Source organism: Burkholderia sp. RF4-BP95, from assembly GCF_001521985.1.
GTDB lineage: Bacteria > Pseudomonadota > Gammaproteobacteria > Burkholderiales > Burkholderiaceae > Burkholderia > Burkholderia diffusa.
Map to the genome: position 1 here is coordinate 16,049 of NZ_LOSX01000027.1, position 15,333 is coordinate 31,381.

16 protein-coding genes are annotated in these 15,333 nt (G+C 67.8%); 7 read left to right on the plus strand and 9 right to left on the minus strand.

Translation table 11 applies throughout. From position 1 onward, the window contains the following. Nucleotides 1-12 precede the first annotated feature (12 nt). The 3 genes from kdsB (at nucleotide 13) to WS46_RS11180 (ending at nucleotide 2,647) form a co-directional block, all read left to right on the plus strand. On the plus strand, nucleotides 13-804 hold the full coding sequence (gene kdsB, locus WS46_RS11170) for a 3-deoxy-manno-octulosonate cytidylyltransferase (RefSeq protein ID WP_059690571.1): 792 nt from the start codon (nucleotides 13-15) through the stop codon (nucleotides 802-804). Between the two features lie 208 nt (nucleotides 805-1,012). After that, the gene (gene adk / locus WS46_RS11175; protein ID WP_059690572.1) at nucleotides 1,013-1,675 is read left to right on the plus strand and encodes an adenylate kinase; all 663 of its coding nucleotides are present in this window, start codon (nucleotides 1,013-1,015) and stop codon (nucleotides 1,673-1,675) included. Between the two features lie 213 nt (nucleotides 1,676-1,888). Next, nucleotides 1,889-2,647 carry an SDR family NAD(P)-dependent oxidoreductase gene (locus WS46_RS11180; protein ID WP_059690573.1) on the plus strand — a complete coding sequence of 253 codons (759 nt, stop codon included), beginning with the start codon at nucleotides 1,889-1,891 and terminating at the stop codon, nucleotides 2,645-2,647. Nucleotides 2,648-2,725: 78 nt separating this feature from the next. On the opposite strand, the gene WS46_RS11185 is transcribed toward WS46_RS11180, so the two are convergent. Both WS46_RS11185 and murJ read right to left on the minus strand, forming a co-directional pair. Continuing rightward, nucleotides 2,726-3,568 carry a SirB1 family protein gene (locus WS46_RS11185; protein WP_059528320.1) on the minus strand — a complete coding sequence of 281 codons (843 nt, stop codon included), beginning with the start codon at nucleotides 3,566-3,568 and terminating at the stop codon, nucleotides 2,726-2,728. A gap of 8 nt (nucleotides 3,569-3,576) precedes the next feature. Continuing rightward, a complete protein-coding gene (gene murJ / locus WS46_RS11190; RefSeq protein WP_059527801.1) occupies nucleotides 3,577-5,127 on the minus strand; it encodes a murein biosynthesis integral membrane protein MurJ in 1,551 nt (516 codons plus the stop codon). 304 nt (nucleotides 5,128-5,431) lie between these two features. Here murJ and rpsT point away from each other — a divergent pair, with 304 nt between their 5' ends. Next, nucleotides 5,432-5,704: a 30S ribosomal protein S20 gene (gene rpsT / locus WS46_RS11195; protein WP_006482211.1), complete on the plus strand. Its 273-nt coding sequence runs from the start codon at nucleotides 5,432-5,434 to the stop codon at nucleotides 5,702-5,704. Nucleotides 5,705-5,851: 147 nt separating this feature from the next. On the opposite strand, the gene WS46_RS11200 is transcribed toward rpsT, so the two are convergent. Beyond that, nucleotides 5,852-6,172: a DUF3579 domain-containing protein gene (locus tag WS46_RS11200; RefSeq protein WP_006762342.1), complete on the minus strand. Its 321-nt coding sequence runs from the start codon at nucleotides 6,170-6,172 to the stop codon at nucleotides 5,852-5,854. Between the two features lie 413 nt (nucleotides 6,173-6,585). On the opposite strand from WS46_RS11200, the gene argF reads away from it, so the two are divergent. Beyond that, nucleotides 6,586-7,515: an ornithine carbamoyltransferase gene (gene argF, locus WS46_RS11205; protein ID WP_059511839.1), complete on the plus strand. Its 930-nt coding sequence runs from the start codon at nucleotides 6,586-6,588 to the stop codon at nucleotides 7,513-7,515. A gap of 120 nt (nucleotides 7,516-7,635) precedes the next feature. On the opposite strand, the gene murB is transcribed toward argF, so the two are convergent. Beyond that, entirely contained in the window at nucleotides 7,636-8,685 is a 1,050-nt protein-coding gene (murB, locus tag WS46_RS11210) for a UDP-N-acetylmuramate dehydrogenase (protein WP_059690574.1), read from the minus strand. Between the two features lie 136 nt (nucleotides 8,686-8,821). On the opposite strand from murB, the gene WS46_RS11215 reads away from it, so the two are divergent. Further along, nucleotides 8,822-9,307 (plus strand): YajQ family cyclic di-GMP-binding protein, encoded by a 486-nt coding sequence (locus WS46_RS11215; RefSeq protein ID WP_006762345.1) that lies wholly within the window; start codon nucleotides 8,822-8,824, stop codon nucleotides 9,305-9,307. Nucleotides 9,308-9,389: 82 nt separating this feature from the next. On the opposite strand, the gene plsY is transcribed toward WS46_RS11215, so the two are convergent. After that, nucleotides 9,390-10,028: a glycerol-3-phosphate 1-O-acyltransferase PlsY gene (gene plsY, locus WS46_RS11220; protein ID WP_059690575.1), complete on the minus strand. Its 639-nt coding sequence runs from the start codon at nucleotides 10,026-10,028 to the stop codon at nucleotides 9,390-9,392. A gap of 182 nt (nucleotides 10,029-10,210) precedes the next feature. Then, the gene (gene ybaK, locus WS46_RS11225; protein WP_059527812.1) at nucleotides 10,211-10,702 is read right to left on the minus strand and encodes a Cys-tRNA(Pro) deacylase; all 492 of its coding nucleotides are present in this window, start codon (nucleotides 10,700-10,702) and stop codon (nucleotides 10,211-10,213) included. A gap of 279 nt (nucleotides 10,703-10,981) precedes the next feature. On the opposite strand from ybaK, the gene WS46_RS11230 reads away from it, so the two are divergent. Further along, a complete protein-coding gene (locus WS46_RS11230) occupies nucleotides 10,982-12,544 on the plus strand; it encodes a class I adenylate-forming enzyme family protein (RefSeq protein ID WP_059690576.1) in 1,563 nt (520 codons plus the stop codon). A 37-nt stretch (nucleotides 12,545-12,581) separates the two neighbouring features. Here WS46_RS11230 and xerD read toward each other — a convergent pair whose 3' ends face one another. The 3 genes from xerD to queG form a co-directional block, all read right to left on the minus strand. Beyond that, nucleotides 12,582-13,550 carry a site-specific tyrosine recombinase XerD gene (xerD, locus tag WS46_RS11235; protein ID WP_059690577.1) on the minus strand — a complete coding sequence of 323 codons (969 nt, stop codon included), beginning with the start codon at nucleotides 13,548-13,550 and terminating at the stop codon, nucleotides 12,582-12,584. Beyond that, on the minus strand, nucleotides 13,550-14,017 hold the full coding sequence (locus tag WS46_RS11240) for a methylated-DNA--[protein]-cysteine S-methyltransferase (protein ID WP_059690674.1): 468 nt from the start codon (nucleotides 14,015-14,017) through the stop codon (nucleotides 13,550-13,552). Before WS46_RS11240 ends, xerD begins: the two co-directional genes overlap by 1 nt. A 63-nt stretch (nucleotides 14,018-14,080) precedes the next feature. Next, a complete protein-coding gene (queG, locus tag WS46_RS11245) occupies nucleotides 14,081-15,316 on the minus strand; it encodes a tRNA epoxyqueuosine(34) reductase QueG (RefSeq protein WP_059690578.1) in 1,236 nt (411 codons plus the stop codon). Between the last annotated feature and the right edge of the window lie 17 nt (nucleotides 15,317-15,333).

The window sequence follows — 15,333 nt, forward strand, 5'->3', positions numbered from 1 at the left end:
CGCCCAGCCCCGATGACTCATCCGCAGCCCTTCATCGCCGTCATTCCTGCCCGGCTCGCGTCGACGCGTCTGCCGAACAAGCCGCTCGCCGATCTCGGCGGCAAGCCGATGGTCGTCCGCGTCGCCGAGCGTGCGCGCGAAGCGGGCGCGCAGCAGGTGCTCGTCGCGTCCGACGCGCAGAGCGTGCTCGACGCGGCCCGCGACCATGGTTTCGAAGCGGTGCTGACACGTGCCGACCATCCGTCGGGCACCGACCGGCTCGCCGAAGTCGCCGCGACGTTCGGGTGGAGCGACGACACCGTCGTCGTCAACGTGCAGGGCGACGAACCGCTGATCGACCCGGCGCTCGTGCGCGACGTAGCGTCGCACCTCGCCGCGCATCCGGACTGCGCGATCGCGACCGCGGCGCACCCGATCCACGCCGCCGCCGACGTGTTCAACCCGAACATCGTCAAGGTCGCGCTCGACGCGCGCAACGTCGCGATGTACTTCTCGCGCGCGCCGATTCCGTGGAGCCGCGATGCGTACCAGCCGCACTGGCCCGACGTCGCGGCCATGCCGGCACCGGCCTTTCCGGTCCATCGTCACATCGGCCTCTACGCGTATCGCGCGCGTTTTCTGCGCACCTATCCGTCGCTTGCGCAGGCACCGATCGAGCAGGCCGAGCAGCTCGAACAGCTGCGCGCGATGTGGCACGGCGACCGCATCGCGGTGCTGATCACCGAACATGCGCCCGAAGCCGGCATCGACACGCCGGCCGATCTCGCACGCGTGCAGGCCCTTTTTCGGCCGGGTTCAAAATAACCCGTGGCATAATCAGGCGATTGTGCGAGCCGTCCGCGACCCGCGCGTCCTCGCTTGACCCCGCCACGGCCCGCCCCGGCAGCCGCGCGTCGCTTTTCGCCGACGCGCCGCATCAGACCGGTCCGCCGCGCGCAAGGCAAGCCCCGCGCACGCTGTCGCCGACGCTTTTACGTCTCGCCATACGAATCTACATACTGGAGATATCACCATGCGTTTGATCCTGTTGGGCGCGCCCGGCGCGGGAAAGGGCACCCAGGCAAACTTCATCAAGGAAAAGTTCGGCATCCCGCAAATCTCGACGGGCGACATGCTGCGCGCGGCCGTCAAGGCCGGCACGCCGCTCGGCATCGAGGCGAAGCGCTTCATGGACGAAGGCAAGCTCGTGACGGACGACCTGATCATCGGTCTCGTGAAGGAGCGCCTGAAGGAAGCCGATTGTGCGAACGGCTATCTGTTCGATGGCTTCCCGCGCACGATCGCGCAGGCTGACGCGATGAAGGACGCCGGCGTCGCGATCGATTACGTGCTCGAAATCGACGTCCCGTTCTCGGAGATCGTCGAGCGCATGAGCGGCCGCCGCACGCACCCGGCGTCGGGCCGCACGTACCACGTCAAGTTCAACCCGCCGAAGGTCGAGGGCGTGGACGACGTGACGGGCGAACCGCTGATCCAGCGCGACGACGACAAGGAAGAAACCGTCAAGAAGCGTCTGGAAGTGTACGAAGCGCAGACCAAGCCGCTCATCAAGTACTACGGCGACTGGGCGCAGCGCGGCGAGGAAAACGGCCTGAAGGCCCCGCAGTATCGCAAGATCTCGGGCCTCGGCAGCGTCGACGAAATCCGCGAGCGTGCGTTCGACGCACTGAAGTAAGCACAGCGTCGTGCACCGCAAGCCGCCCTTCCGGGCGGCTTTTTTTTCGTCTGCTGCCGCCGTTTCGTCTGACCTGGGTTCGCACGACCGTGCCGCACTGGTCGGCGCGCGACGGCGCCCCGTACAATCGATCGAACGCGTGCGACGTGTGGACCGGCGCACCGGCCTTTCCTCCGATCGACCGGCATCGGACCCAAAACCAAGGAGACAGTGATGGAGATTCGCGGCAACGTCTTTCTGATCACGGGCGGCGCATCGGGCCTCGGCGCCGGAACGGCCCGCATGCTCGCGCAGGCCGGCGGCAAGGTCGTGCTCGCCGACCTGAACGAGGCGGCCGGCACGGCGCTCGCGACCGAGCTGGGCGGCCTGTTCGTGCGCTGCGACGTGTCGAGCGAGGCCGATGCGCAGGCGGCTGTCGACGCCGCGACGCGCGCGGGCACGCTGCGCGGCCTCGTGAACTGCGCGGGCATCGCGCCCGCCGCGAAAACCGTCGGCAAGGACGGCGCGCATCCGCTCGACGTATTCGCGAAAACGATCAACGTGAACCTGGTCGGCACCTTCAACATGATCCGGCTCGCGGCCGCTGCGATGGCTGCGACCGCGCCGAACGACGGCGGCGAGCGCGGCGTGATCGTCAGCACCGCGTCGGTCGCGGCCTACGACGGACAGATCGGCCAGGCCGCGTACGCGGCGTCGAAGGCCGGCGTCGCGGGCATGACGTTGCCGATCGCACGCGACCTGTCGCGCAGCGGCATCCGCATGATGACGATCGCGCCCGGGCTGTTCGAGACGCCGATGCTGCTTGGCATGCCGAAGGACGTGCAGGACGCGCTCGGCGCGATGGTGCCGTTCCCGCCGCGGCTCGGCAAACCGGACGAATACGCGATGCTGGTGCGCCAGATCGTCGAAAACCCGATGCTCAACGGCGAAGTGATCCGCCTCGACGGCGCGATCCGGATGCAGCCGAAGTAAGGGCCACGCAATTGCAAATGAAAAACGCCCGCGATGCGGGCGTTTTCACGTTCGGCGTTTCGGCGCTACCGCGACGGCTCAGTCCTCGTCGTCGCGCTGCATCCGCTGCCGCAACTCGGTCACCTGCGATTCGACGACGGTCGCGTCGTCCGCATCGGGCCGCTCGCCGAGATACTGCTCGAGATCCTCGAGCGCCGGGCGCAGATAGTCGAGCCGCGCATAGGCGAAGCCGCGGTCGCGCACCTCGTCGAGCTGTTCCGGCAGCAGGATCACGAGCCGCTGCTGCACGGCAAGCAGCCGCTGCCAGCGTTCCGTCTGCAGGTAGATCGTCTTCAGGTTGCGCAGCATCCGCGCGATGATCTCGCGGCTCGTGGCCGGCTGCAGCAGCGCGCGCAACGCGCTGTCGACCGCGCCCGCCGCACGCGCGACGTACGGCTCGAGCATCTCGACCATCTCGGCTTCGGACAGCGAATGACCGTTGGTCGGATCGATGATCAGGTCGCCGTCCGGCAGCGTCACGCGCAGCAGGAAGTGGCCGGGAAACGACACGCCGCGCGCCGGCACGCCGATCTGCTCGGCGAGCTCCAGGTACAGCACCGACAGCGAGATTGGAATCCCGCGCCGCCGCTTCAGCACCGCGTTCAGGTGGCTGTTATCGGGGTCGTAGTAATCGTTGTGATTGCACGCGAAGCCGAGTTCGCGGAAGAAGAACTCGTTCAGTGCGGCGACGCGGTCCTTCAGGTCCGCATCGTCGGCGAGCCGGCGGCGCAGCCGCGCGGCCAGCATGTCGATTTCGGCCAGCGTGCCCTGCAGGTCGAGGTCGGGATACGCGTCCTGTGCGAGCGACAGCGCGGTTTCCGTGACGGGCAGACTGTCGTCGTCCGCCACGAGCGTGCTGAAGTAGTCGAGGACGCGGGTCATTGCGGTCGTCACTTGGCGCGCCTTCTGAAGTAAGCGTATTTGAAGCCCATCACCCACAACATACCGAAATATAGTGCAGCGAACAGCACCAGGCACGCCGCCATCAGCGCGATGCGATCGAGCGGCTGCGCGCGCATGCCGGTCCAGTCGAAGCTGATCGCGCACCAGTGCATCAGGCCCGCGAGCACGAGCGCCGCGCCGATCAGTTGCATGAAGAAGCGCAGCCAGCCCGGCGACGGCTGGTAGATGCCGCGCTTGCGCAGCCCGAGGAACAGCAGCAGCGAGTTCAGGCATGCGCCGACGCCGATGCTCAGCGTGAGGCCCGCATGGCCGATCAGCGGCACGAACACGTAGTTCGAGATCTGCGTGACGATCAGCACGCCGATCGCGATCTTCACGGGCGTCTTGATGTCCTGCTTCGCGTAGAAGCCCGGCGCGAGAATCTTGATCAGGATGATGCCGACGAGGCCGATCCCGTAGGTCGCGAGTGCGCGTGCGACCATCGTGACCGTATGCGCGTCGAACTTGCCGTAGTTGAACAGCGTCGCGGTGAGCGGCGTCGCGAAGAAGAACAGCGCGAGCGCGCTCGGCGCCGCGAGCAGGAACGTGACGCGCAGCCCCCAGTCGAGCAGTGCCGAATACTCGTGCGAATCGGCGTCGACGTGCGCCTTCGACAGGCTCGGCAGCAGGATCGTGCCGAGCGCGACGCCGAGCAGCGCGGTCGGAAATTCCATCAGGCGGTCGGCGTAGTTGATCCACGACACGGCGCCCTGCCCGAGCCGCGACGCGATGTTGGTGTTGATGATCAGCGACAGTTGCGCGACCGACACCGCGAACGTCGCGGGCACCATCTTCGCGAGCACGCGCTTCACGCCGGGATGACGCAGCGCGCGCACCGGGTTGAGGCCGATCAGCGGCACCATGTCGATCTTCTTCAGCCCCGGCAGCTGCACGATGAACTGCAGCACGCCACCGACGATGACGGCCCATGCGAGCGCGTAGACCGGCACCTTCAGGTGCGGCGCGACGAACACGGCCGCGGCGATGAACGCGACGTTGAGCAGCACCGGCGCGAACGCCGGCAGCGAGAAGCTTTTGTAGGTATTCAGCACGCCGGACGCGAGCGTCGTCAGCGAGATGAACACGATGTACGGGAACATGATCCGCGTCATCGTGACCGCGAGCGGGAACGCCTGCCCGTCGGTATGCAGGCCGGACGCGACCGCGAACACGACCCACGACGCGCCGGCGATCCCGAGGACCGACAGTACGGCGAGCGCCCAGGCGAGCACGGTCGACATCGCGTCGACCAGCGCCTTGGTCGCATCGTGTCCCTGCTGGTTCTTGAACTCGGCCAGGATCGGCACGAACGCCTGCGAGAACGCGCCTTCGGCGGACAGGCGGCGCAGCAGGTTCGGGATGCGGAAAGCGACGTAGAACGCGTCGGTGTATTGACTGGCGCCGAACGCACGGGCGATCAGCGTCTCGCGGGCCAGTCCGGTCACGCGCGACAGCAGCGTGAAGCCGCTGACCGTCAGCAGGGCTCGGAATAGATTCATGGGGCGCTTATTATACGGACGTTGCGTGTCCCGGCACGGACGGATGCCGAAAAGGGCCCATGTCGCCGGCGCCCCCGTCCGGCCGACGTCACGTTGACCTTGCCACGCGCTTGATTTTGTTGCTATAATCGCCGGTTTCTGAGCCTGTTACATGCACGGCGCCTGTCGTTTTCATGTCTCGGCCTCGGTTAAAATCACCGTTTTTTATGCGCCCCTGGGCAATCGTTCTCAGGGGACGGATCGAAAAGCAGCGCTTGGCCGTCAGGCTCCAAGCTCTGGAAACAGGACAGGATAAGGAACCGTCATGGCTAACTCCGCACAAGCACGCAAGCGCGCCCGCCAAGCCGCGAAGGCAAATTCGCACAACTCGGCGCTGCGCTCGAAATTCCGTACCGCGATCAAGTCGGTTCGCAAGGCTGTTGAAGCCGGCGACCAGGCAAAGGCTGCCGAGCTGTTCAAGGCTGCCGTGAAGACGATCGACACGATCGCCGACAAGAAGATCGTTCACAAGAACAAGGCCGCTCGCAGCAAGAGCCGCCTCGCCGCAGCCGTCAAGGGTCTGCAGGCAGCAGCGTAAATCCGGTGCGCCCGCTCTCGCGGGCGTTCCTGTTTCCTGCGATCGCAAAAAAGCCCGCCTAGGCGGGCTTTTTGTCGTGCGTCGCCTGCGCATCGCGCCGGGCGACCATCAAATGCGGGCGCGGGATGCTCCCCTCGCCCGCCCAACTCACTTCTTCTCGTTGTAGTCCGGCAACTCGCACGCCTCGGTGACGACGAGGTTGTTGTCCTTCGCGAAGTTCAGCACGAAATCGAACGCCATTGGCTCGATGTCGCGCAGCCGGGAATCGAGGATCACGCATTTCAGGTCGCCGAGCATCGTCGGGCGCACGTACAGCGAATATTTCAGGCGCGCGTTCGGCCCGCTCGCACCCGGCCCGAAACAGGCCATCACGCCAGCCAGACGCTCCGACCAGTCGCTCGGGCGAAACTTTTTCCCGTCTTTCGTGATGCCCTGGATGAAGAATTCGGTCGGAGGGGTTTCAGCCATGTGGTTACCCAAGTGACGGCCCGGCGATGTCCAGGCGACGGCGCCTGGATACGCGAACACAAAGCTGGAGTGGACGGCGACACATGCGCTCCGATATCCCGAAAACAGGACGTCGCTGCGTGCCGCCGGCGCGCCGCACCGGATTTGTGCAGCGCATGGCTTGTGTCCGGCAGAGCGCGAAGAGCCTTGCCTGCCGGGCTGGAGAAAACTTTTGGATTATACCGCAGCGCGACATCGCGCGTCGTCTCGCGGCCCCTCTTCCGGCATCCTCCCGTGCGCGCGACGATCCCGCCCCGGTTTTCGGCGCGGCTCGTCAAAGCACAGAAAATCCTTTATGCTGCTTTGAGTTATCCACACCCGACGGCGGCGCCGTCCGGCCCCGCTGCCGGTTCAGACCCGCCGTATTTCGTTTCATGACCGCCAAAACCATTCGTCACTACCTGCAGTTCAAGGATTTCTCGCTGGAAGACTACGAGTACGTGCTCGAACGCACGGGTATCCTGAAGCGCAAGTTCAAGAACTACGAGACCTATCACCCGCTGCACGACCGCACGCTCGCGATGATCTTCGAGAAGAGCTCGACGCGCACGCGCCTGTCGTTCGAAGCCGGCATCTTCCAGCTCGGCGGCCACGCGGTGTTCATGAGCACGCGCGACACGCAGCTCGGCCGCGGCGAGCCGGTCGAGGATTCCGCGCAGGTCATCTCGCGGATGGTCGACATCATCATGATCCGCACGTTCGAGCAGGACGTGATCACGCGCTTCGCGGAAAACTCCCGCGTGCCGGTGATCAACGGCCTGACCAACGAATACCACCCGTGCCAGGTGCTCGCCGACATCTTCACGTACTACGAGCACCGAGGCCCGATCGCCGGCAAGACGGTCGCTTGGGTCGGCGATGCGAACAACATGCTGTACACGTGGATCGAAGCCGCGCAGATCCTCGGCTTCAAGCTGCGCCTGTCGACGCCGCCGGGCTATGCGCTCGACATGAAGCTCGTGTCGCCGGACAGCGCGCCGTTCTACGAGGTGTTCGACGATCCGAACGAAGCGTGCAAGGGCGCCGATCTCGTGACGACCGACGTGTGGACGAGCATGGGCTTCGAAGCCGAGAACGAAGCGCGCAAGCAGGCATTTGCCGACTGGTGCGTCGACGAGGAAATGATGGGCCACGCGAACGCGGACGCGCTCTTCATGCACTGCCTGCCCGCGCACCGCGGCGAGGAAGTGACGGCCGGCGTGATCGACGGCCCGCAGAGCGTCGTGTGGGACGAGGCGGAAAACCGCCTGCACGTGCAGAAGGCGCTGATGGAGTTCCTGCTGCTCGGCCGCCTCAAGCACTGATCGCAGCACCCGCGCGCCGCCGGCATCGGGCGGCATGCGAAAAAAAGCGCCGATCGTCGATCGGCGCTTTTTGTTTGTACGCGGCGAGAGCGAATGAAATGCGCGGTACGAAGCGCCGCGTTACAGGCACACCGGCTCGGGTTCGAGCTCGACGCCGAACCGCTCGCGCACGTCGTCCTGGATCGCGCGCGCCAGCGCGAGGACCTCGGCGCCCGTCGCGCCGCCGCGATTCACCAGCACGAGCGCCTGCCGGTCGTGCACGGCCGCCGCGCCGAGCGCGCGCCCCTTCCAGCCGCAGCGGTCGATCAGCCAGCCGGCCGCGAGCTTCACCTGCCCGTCCGGCTGCGGATACGACACCACTTCGGGCACGCGCGCGCGCAGCGCGTCGAACTGCGCGGCGTCGATCACCGGATTCTTGAAGAAGCTGCCCGCGTTGCCGAGCACGAGCGGATCGGGCAGCTTCGCGCGGCGGATCGCGACGACCGCGTCGAACACGTCGCGCGGCGTTGCCGCGTCCGGCGCGATGCCGCGCGCGTCGAGCTCGCGCGTGACATCGGCGTAGCCGAGCCGCGGCGTCCAGCGCTTGGGCAGCCGGAACGTCACCGCCACGATTGCGAAGCGGCCGCGCCCTTCCCGCTTGAAGAAGCTGTCGCGATAGCCGAACGCGCAGCGCGCGGCGTCGAAGCGCTCGCTGCGCCCCGTCGCGAGCTCGACGGCGACCAGCGAGTCGAAATACGTCTTCATCTCGAGGCCGTACGCGCCGATGTTCTGGATCGGCGCGGCGCCGACGGTGCCCGGAATCAGCGCAAGGTTCTCGAGGCCAGGCATCCCGTGCTCGAGCGTCCACGCGACGAACGCGTGCCAGATCTCGCCGCCGCCGGCCTCGACGTACCATGCGTCGTCGTCCTCGCGCACGACGCGGCGGCCGGCGATCTCGTCGAGCAGCACGACGCCGTCGAAATCGCGCGTGAACACGACGTTGCTGCCGCCGCCGAGCACGAGCTGCGGCAGTGACGCGACGCGCGGGTCGCGGTGCAGCGCCTCGAACTGCGCCGCCTGCGTGATGCGCGCGGCAAAGCGCGCCTTCGCGGCGATGCCGAACGTATTGTGCGCGGCAAGCGGATGGTCGGGGAGCAGCGACAGGGCGGAATCGTCAGGAGGCATCGGCATTCGCGGTCACGTCCGCCGGGCGGGCTCACGGCCGGCCTTGGGCAAACGGAGGGGCATCGGTAAAATGGCAAACAGTCCGCAATTATAGCGAGTGCCCGCGCGCGAGCCGGGCGCCCGCATCTCAAGGGAGAATGCCATGCCATCGTTCGACGTCGTTTCCGAAGCGAACATGATCGAAGTGAAGAACGCCATCGAGCAGTCGAACAAGGAAATTTCGACGCGCTTCGACTTCAAGGGCTCCGACGCGCGCGTCGAGCAGAAGGAGCGCGAGCTGACGCTGTTCGCCGACGACGATTTCAAGCTCGGCCAGGTCAAGGACGTGCTGATCAACAAGCTCGCGAAGCGCAACGTCGACGTGCGCTTCCTCGACTACGGCAAGGTCGAGAAGATCGGCGGCGACAAGGTCAAGCAGATCGTCACCGTGAAGAAGGGCGTGACGGGCGACCTCGCGAAGAAGATCGTCAGGCTCGTGAAAGACAGCAAGATCAAGGTGCAGGCGAGCATCCAGGGCGACGCGGTGCGCGTGGCCGGCACGAAGCGCGACGACCTGCAGAGCGTGATCGCGATGCTGCGCAAGGACGTGACCGACACCCCGCTCGACTTCAACAACTTCCGCGACTGATCGACGCCGTCGACCGGTCATGCCGCGCCGCCGGGCCCCGCACGCGGGGCGCCCCGGCGGGCGGCGGCAGTCATCCCCCTCCTCAGACCTTCCCGCCGTCCTGCGCGCCGCCGTCGGACGCAGCTTTCTTCTTGTCGCCGATCCGGCTTTCCTGCCCCGCCAGCAGCTTCGAGATGTTGCCGCGGTGGCGCCACACGAGCAGCACGCTCATCGCGAGCACGGCCCACGCGACCGGGTTGTGGCCGGTGCCGAACAGGAACACGTCGAACACCGGTGCGAACACGGCCGCCACCAGCGCCGCGAGCGACGAATAGCGGAAGAAGAACGCGACGATCAACCAGGTCAGCGCGGTCGCCAGGCCGAGCACCGGATGCACGGCGAGCAGCACGCCGGCCGCGGTCGCGACGCCCTTGCCGCCCTGGAAGCGGAAGAACACCGGATACAGGTGGCCGATGAAGACGGCGATCGCGACCCACGCGACGGCGACGTCGGACAGCCCGAAGTGCCGCGCGAGCCAGACGGCGAGCCAGCCCTTGAACGCATCGCCGACGAGCGTCAGGATCGCGGCCTTCTTGTTGCCGCTGCGCAGCACATTGGTCGCGCCGGGATTCTTCGACCCGTACGAACGGGGATCGGCCAGGCCCATCGCGGCGCTGACGACGACGGCGAACGACACCGAACCGATCAGGTAGGCAACAAGTGCGGCGAGCAGGATCTGCATGCGGAGAACTCTTCTTTCAACGTATCGGTGAAGGGGCGGCCGGGCACGGCATGCCGGCCGGTTGCGGCGGGCGCCGTCGCGGCGAACCGCCGGCGGGCCGTGGCGGCCGGCCGTGCGGGCCGACCGGCCGAAACGGCGCTCATTCTACCGAACGAGCACGGCCTGCCACGAAGGTGAAACCCTCAGTCGACGCTCGCGCACTGCACGGGCGTCGCGCCGAGCAGCGTCGTGAGCACCGTCGGCGCGAGGCTGACGAGATAGCCGCGGCGGCCGCCGTTCAGGTAGATCGTCGGCAATTCGAGGATGGTCGACTCGACGTACACGGGCATCGTCTTGCGCGTGCCGAACGGCGACGTGCCGCCGACCAGATAGCCGGAATGGCGGTTCGCGACGTCGGGCTTGCACGGCTCGACACGCTTCGCGCCGATCTGCCGCGCGAGGTTCTTGGTCGACACCGTGCGGTCGCCGTGCATCAGCACGATCAGCGGCTTCGCGTGCTCGTCCTCCATCACGAGCGTCTTCACGACGCTGTGTTCGTCGACGCCGAGCTGGCGCGCCGACTCGCCGGTGCCGCCGTGCTCGACGTAATCGTACGGATGCTCGCCGAAGGCGACGCCGTGGCGCCGCAGCAGCTGGGTTGCGGGTGTCTCGGACACGTGTCTGGATTTGCTCATCGCGGCATTTTAATGGCGAACGACCGCCGGGCGGGCGTCGACACACGACCGCACCGTCCCGTGTTCGGGGCGGCATGCCGCGCACCGGCGGTATACTCGCGGCCCTTTTGCACCGGTGTCCCGGGCGAGCACCCGTCGCCGCGGCGCGCCCGTCCATCATCATTGCGCACATCGCGAAGTGCTATTGCCCGATTGGCCGATTGTGGCGCGCCCGCCGTCATGGCACGATCGTTCGCAAAACTTGCCGCGCCGCCGCCCGGCCCTTCTTCTGGAGACGCCATGTCCTCGCCTGTCCGTTCATCCGCGCCGCTCGACGTCCCGGCGCTGCTCGCCGCCTTGCCCGAGCGCATCGCCGACGTGCCCGCCCGCTGGGCCGCGCAAGCGCCCGCGCATCCGGCACTGATCGAGGATGCGCGCCGCCTGTCGTACGGCGAGCTGTCGCGAGCGGTCGATGCGGCTGCCGAGCGGCTCGCGCGCCTCGGCGTGCACGGCGGCGATCGCGTGATGATCGTCGCGGAAAACAGCATCGCGCAGATCGTGCTGTTATTCGCGGCGGCGCGCGTCGACGCATGGGCGCTCGTGTCGAACGCGCGGCTGTCGGCCGGCGAACTCGATGCGATCGCCGCGCATGCGCGGCCGAAGCTGATCGCGTTCGCGACGGAGGCATCGCCCGATGCGCGCGCGCACGCGGCGCGCCACGACGCGACGCCGGCCGACGCGCTGCCGGTCGACATCGGCGCGTGGTCGTACCGCGTCGACCCGAGCGCGCCCGACGAACCGGTGGCGGCCGATGGCGCCGCGCAATGCGCTGCGCTGATCTACACGACCGGCACGACGGGTTCGCCGAAAGGCGTGATGCTGTCGCACCGCAACCTGCTGTTCATCGCGGCGACGTCGAGCGCGCTGCGCCGCGTGTCGCCGGACGACCTCGTCTACACGGTGCTGCCCGTGTCGCACGTGTACGGGCTCGCATCGGTCTGCCTCGGCAGCCTGTACGCTGGCGCGACGCTGCGGCTCGCGCCGCGCTTCTCGCCGGAGGCCGTGCGCGTCGCGCTTGCCGATGAAGGCGTGACGATCTTCCAGGGCGTGCCCGCGATGCACGCGAAGCTGCTCGAGCACCTGCACACGCACGCGCACGCGTGGCGCGCGCCGCGGCTGCGTTTCGCGTATTCGGGCGGCTCGCCGCTCGACGCCGACCTGAAGGCGCGCGTCGAGCGCGTGTACGGCGTGCCGCTGCACAACGGCTACGGAATGACCGAGAGCAGCCCGACGATCACGCAGACGCCGCTCGACGCGCCGCGTGCCGACTGCTCGGTCGGCATGCCGATCCCGGGTGTCGAGATGCGGATCGTCGCGCCGGACGGCGCCGACGTGCCGCAGGGCGAAGTGGGTGAAATCCGCGTGCGCGGGCCGAACGTGATGCTCGGCTACTACCGCAACGCGGAGGCCACGCGCGCGGCCGTGTCGCCCGACGGCTGGCTGAGCACCGGCGATCTCGCGCGCCAGGAAGCCGACGGCTCGGTGACGATCGCGGGCCGCAGCAAGGAGCTGATCATCCGCTCGGGCTTCAACGTGTATCCGGTCGAAGTCGAACAGGTGCTGAACGCGCACCCGGACGTCGTGCAGGCGGCCGTCGTCGGACGCGCGGTCGAGGGCAACGAGGAAGTGCTCGCATTCGTCGAACTGGTGCCGGGCGCGACCGCGACCGAGGCCGCGCTGCAGGCGTGGTGCGCGGAACGGCTCGCGCCTTACAAGCGCCCCGCGCGCATCCGCGTGCTCGATGCGCTGCCGGCCGCATCGACGGGCAAGGTGCTGAAGCACAAGCTGCGCGAACTCGCGTGACGCGCGGGCGCGGGCTGCATCCCGCGTGTGGCCCGCGCTAGCCGCGCGGGTGGTGCTGCGCGTGCAGCGTCTTCAGCCGCTCGCGCGCGACGTGCGTGTAGATCTGCGTGGTCGAGATGTCGCTGTGGCCGAGCAGCAACTGCACGACGCGCAGGTCGGCGCCGTGGTTCAGCAGATGCGTCGCGAATGCGTGCCGCAGCGTATGCGGCGACAGATGCGCGCGCACGTCGGCCTGCTGCGCGTGGCGCTTGATGATGTTCCAGAACTGCTGGCGCGTCATCCCGTCGCCGCGTCCGGTCACGAACAGCGCGTCGGCTGCGCGCGCGCCGAGCAGCGCGGGCCGCGCGTCGCGCAGGTAGCGCTCGATCCAGCCGTGCGCGACTTCGCCGAACGGCACGAGCCGTTCCTTCGAGCCCTTGCCCATCACCCGCACAACGCCCTCGTTGAGCCCGACCTCGACGGTCTTCAGCGTGACGAGTTCGCTCACGCGCAGCCCGCTCGCGTACATCAGCTCCAGCATCGTGCGATCGCGCAGGCCGAGCGGCGTGCCGATGTCGGGCGCGCCGAGCAGCGCTTCGACCTGCGCCTCGGACAGCGTCGACGGAAACCGCGCGGCCTGTTTCGCCGACGTGATCCGCAGCGTCGGGTCCGCGCTCGCGCGATGCTCGCGTACGGCCCAGCCGTAATAGCGACGGAACACCGACAACCGCCGGTTCGACGACGTCGCCTTGCCGTCGCTGCGCGCGGCGATGTAGCCGGTCACCATCGCTTCGTCGACCGAGTCGAGCGACGCGTCGTGCGTCGCGGCCAGCCAGTGCGAAAACAGCATCAGATCGCGCCGGTACGCGTCGAGCGTGTTGCGCGCGAGCCCGTGTTCGAGCCACAGCGCGTCGCAGAACACGTCGATCGACGCGCGGCTCGCGAGCAGCGCGGGCGAGGCCGCGGCCTCGTCGCCATTGGCGACGGGGGCGGAGTCGGAATCGGGGGAAAGCAAGGGTTCACTCATCAGTACGGCACGCCTTCGTGCGCCAGCAGCCAGCGCTTCACTTTCTGGTAATAGCCATTGTCGTCGTGGTTCGCGAAGCCGCCGAGACCGCCTGCCGCCACGACGCGATGGCACGGAATCACGAGCGGGAAATAGTTCGCGCCGCACGCCTGGCCGACCGCGCGCGGCGCGCTGCCGATCCGCTTCGCGACCTGCCCGTAAGTCAGCACCGTGCCCGGCGGAATGTCGCTGATCACGTTCCACACGCGATGCTGGAAAGCACTGCCGACGTCGGCGAGCGGCAGGTCGAAACGCGCCGACGCGCGCTCGAAATAACGTTCGATCTGCTCGACCGCGCGCTGCGCGAGCGGCGAGTCCGGATTGACCGATTTGACCGACTCGGGCAGATAGACGATCTCGCGCACCACCGCGGCATCGGTGCGAATGCCGACCTTGCCGAACGGTGCGTCGATGACTGCGTTGAACATGAGCTTCTCCTCACCGGTGAAACGCGCGGCACCGCCGCGCGCCGACGACACTTTACGCCGCCTTCATGCGGCACGCAGGGCCCATTCGACATGCTCGCGCACGACCGGCGACGGATCGTCGGCCCGTGCACGCAACGCGGCGACGATCGCGTCGCGCGCATCGGGCGCGAGCCGGTCGGCCGGCGCGCGCAACGCATTGCCGAGCCCGACCGCGAGATTGCGCAGCCAGCTTTCGTATCCGATGCGCCGGATCGCGCTGCCCTGCATCCGCGTGTCGAACGCGTCGGCATCCCAGCCGAACAGCTCGACGAGCGTCGCGCGGTCGAGCCCGTGCCGCACGTCGAAATCGGCGACGGGCGCGGCCTGCGCGAACTTGTTCCACGGGCACACGAGCTGGCAGTCGTCGCAGCCGTATACGCGGTTGCCGATCATCGGCCGCAGCGGCTCCGGAATGCTGCCTTTCAGTTCGATCGTCAGGTAGGAAATGCAACGGCGCGCGTCGACGCGATACGGTTCGACGATCGCGCCGGTCGGGCACGCGCCGATGCAGCGCGTGCAACTGCCGCAATGCGCGCCGGGCGTCTCGGGCGCGACGTCGGGCGCGGTTTGCGCGTCGGTCGGCAACGGCACGTCGACGTAGATCTCGCCGAGGAAGAACAGCGAACCCGCGTCGCGCTGCAGCAACAACGTGTGCTTGCCGCGCCAGCCGACGCCGGCCTTCTGCGCGAGCTCGACCTCGAGCACCGGCGCCGAATCGGTGAACACGCGGTAGCCGAATGCGCCGATCTCGCGCTCGATGCGCTCCGCGAGCGTCTGAAGCCGGTTGCGCAGCACCTTGTGATAGTCGCGGCCGCGCGCGTAGATCGACACGACGGCCGCCTGCGGATCGTCGAGACGCGCGCGCTCGCGTGCGCGCCAGTCGTGCGGCACGAGCGCGCCGGATGACGCATCGGGGGTGTCGGCGGCGAGCGTTTCGGCCGGCAGATAGGCGAGTCGCGCCGAGATCACGCGTCGCGTACCGGCCACAAGTTCGGCCGGCCGCGCGCGTTTCATCCCGTGTTTCGCCATATAATCCATTTCGCCGTGGTACCCGGCTTCCAGCCAGGCGGCGAGGCCCGCTTCGGCATCCGAGAGATCGGTATCGCTGATGCCGATCGCCCCGAAACCCAATTCGCGCCCCCACGCCCTGATGCGCGCGGCGAGCGCTGTCAACGTCGCATCATCGAGCGCGCATGGCGTCGCGCCTTCGGCACGTGTCGAAGGTCTGTCGGATGCGGCGAGTTCCGGTAATCGGTTCATCGCACTATTTTACGAGA

Coding starts and splice junctions, on each gene's coding strand:
- kdsB (WP_059690571.1), top strand. CDS start 13: ATGACTCATCCGCAGCCCTTCATCGCCGTCATTCCTGCCCGGCTCGCG.
- adk (WP_059690572.1), top strand. CDS start 1,013: ATGCGTTTGATCCTGTTGGGCGCGCCCGGCGCGGGAAAGGGCACCCAG.
- WS46_RS11180 (WP_059690573.1), top strand. CDS start 1,889: ATGGAGATTCGCGGCAACGTCTTTCTGATCACGGGCGGCGCATCGGGC.
- WS46_RS11185 (WP_059528320.1), bottom strand. CDS start 3,568: ATGACCCGCGTCCTCGACTACTTCAGCACGCTCGTGGCGGACGACGAC.
- murJ (WP_059527801.1), bottom strand. CDS start 5,127: ATGAATCTATTCCGAGCCCTGCTGACGGTCAGCGGCTTCACGCTGCTG.
- rpsT (WP_006482211.1), top strand. CDS start 5,432: ATGGCTAACTCCGCACAAGCACGCAAGCGCGCCCGCCAAGCCGCGAAG.
- WS46_RS11200 (WP_006762342.1), bottom strand. CDS start 6,172: ATGGCTGAAACCCCTCCGACCGAATTCTTCATCCAGGGCATCACGAAA.
- argF (WP_059511839.1), top strand. CDS start 6,586: ATGACCGCCAAAACCATTCGTCACTACCTGCAGTTCAAGGATTTCTCG.
- murB (WP_059690574.1), bottom strand. CDS start 8,685: ATGCCGATGCCTCCTGACGATTCCGCCCTGTCGCTGCTCCCCGACCAT.
- WS46_RS11215 (WP_006762345.1), top strand. CDS start 8,822: ATGCCATCGTTCGACGTCGTTTCCGAAGCGAACATGATCGAAGTGAAG.
- plsY (WP_059690575.1), bottom strand. CDS start 10,028: ATGCAGATCCTGCTCGCCGCACTTGTTGCCTACCTGATCGGTTCGGTG.
- ybaK (WP_059527812.1), bottom strand. CDS start 10,702: ATGAGCAAATCCAGACACGTGTCCGAGACACCCGCAACCCAGCTGCTG.
- WS46_RS11230 (WP_059690576.1), top strand. CDS start 10,982: ATGTCCTCGCCTGTCCGTTCATCCGCGCCGCTCGACGTCCCGGCGCTG.
- xerD (WP_059690577.1), bottom strand. CDS start 13,550: ATGAGTGAACCCTTGCTTTCCCCCGATTCCGACTCCGCCCCCGTCGCC.
- WS46_RS11240 (WP_059690674.1), bottom strand. CDS start 14,017: ATGTTCAACGCAGTCATCGACGCACCGTTCGGCAAGGTCGGCATTCGC.
- queG (WP_059690578.1), bottom strand. CDS start 15,316: ATGAACCGATTACCGGAACTCGCCGCATCCGACAGACCTTCGACACGT.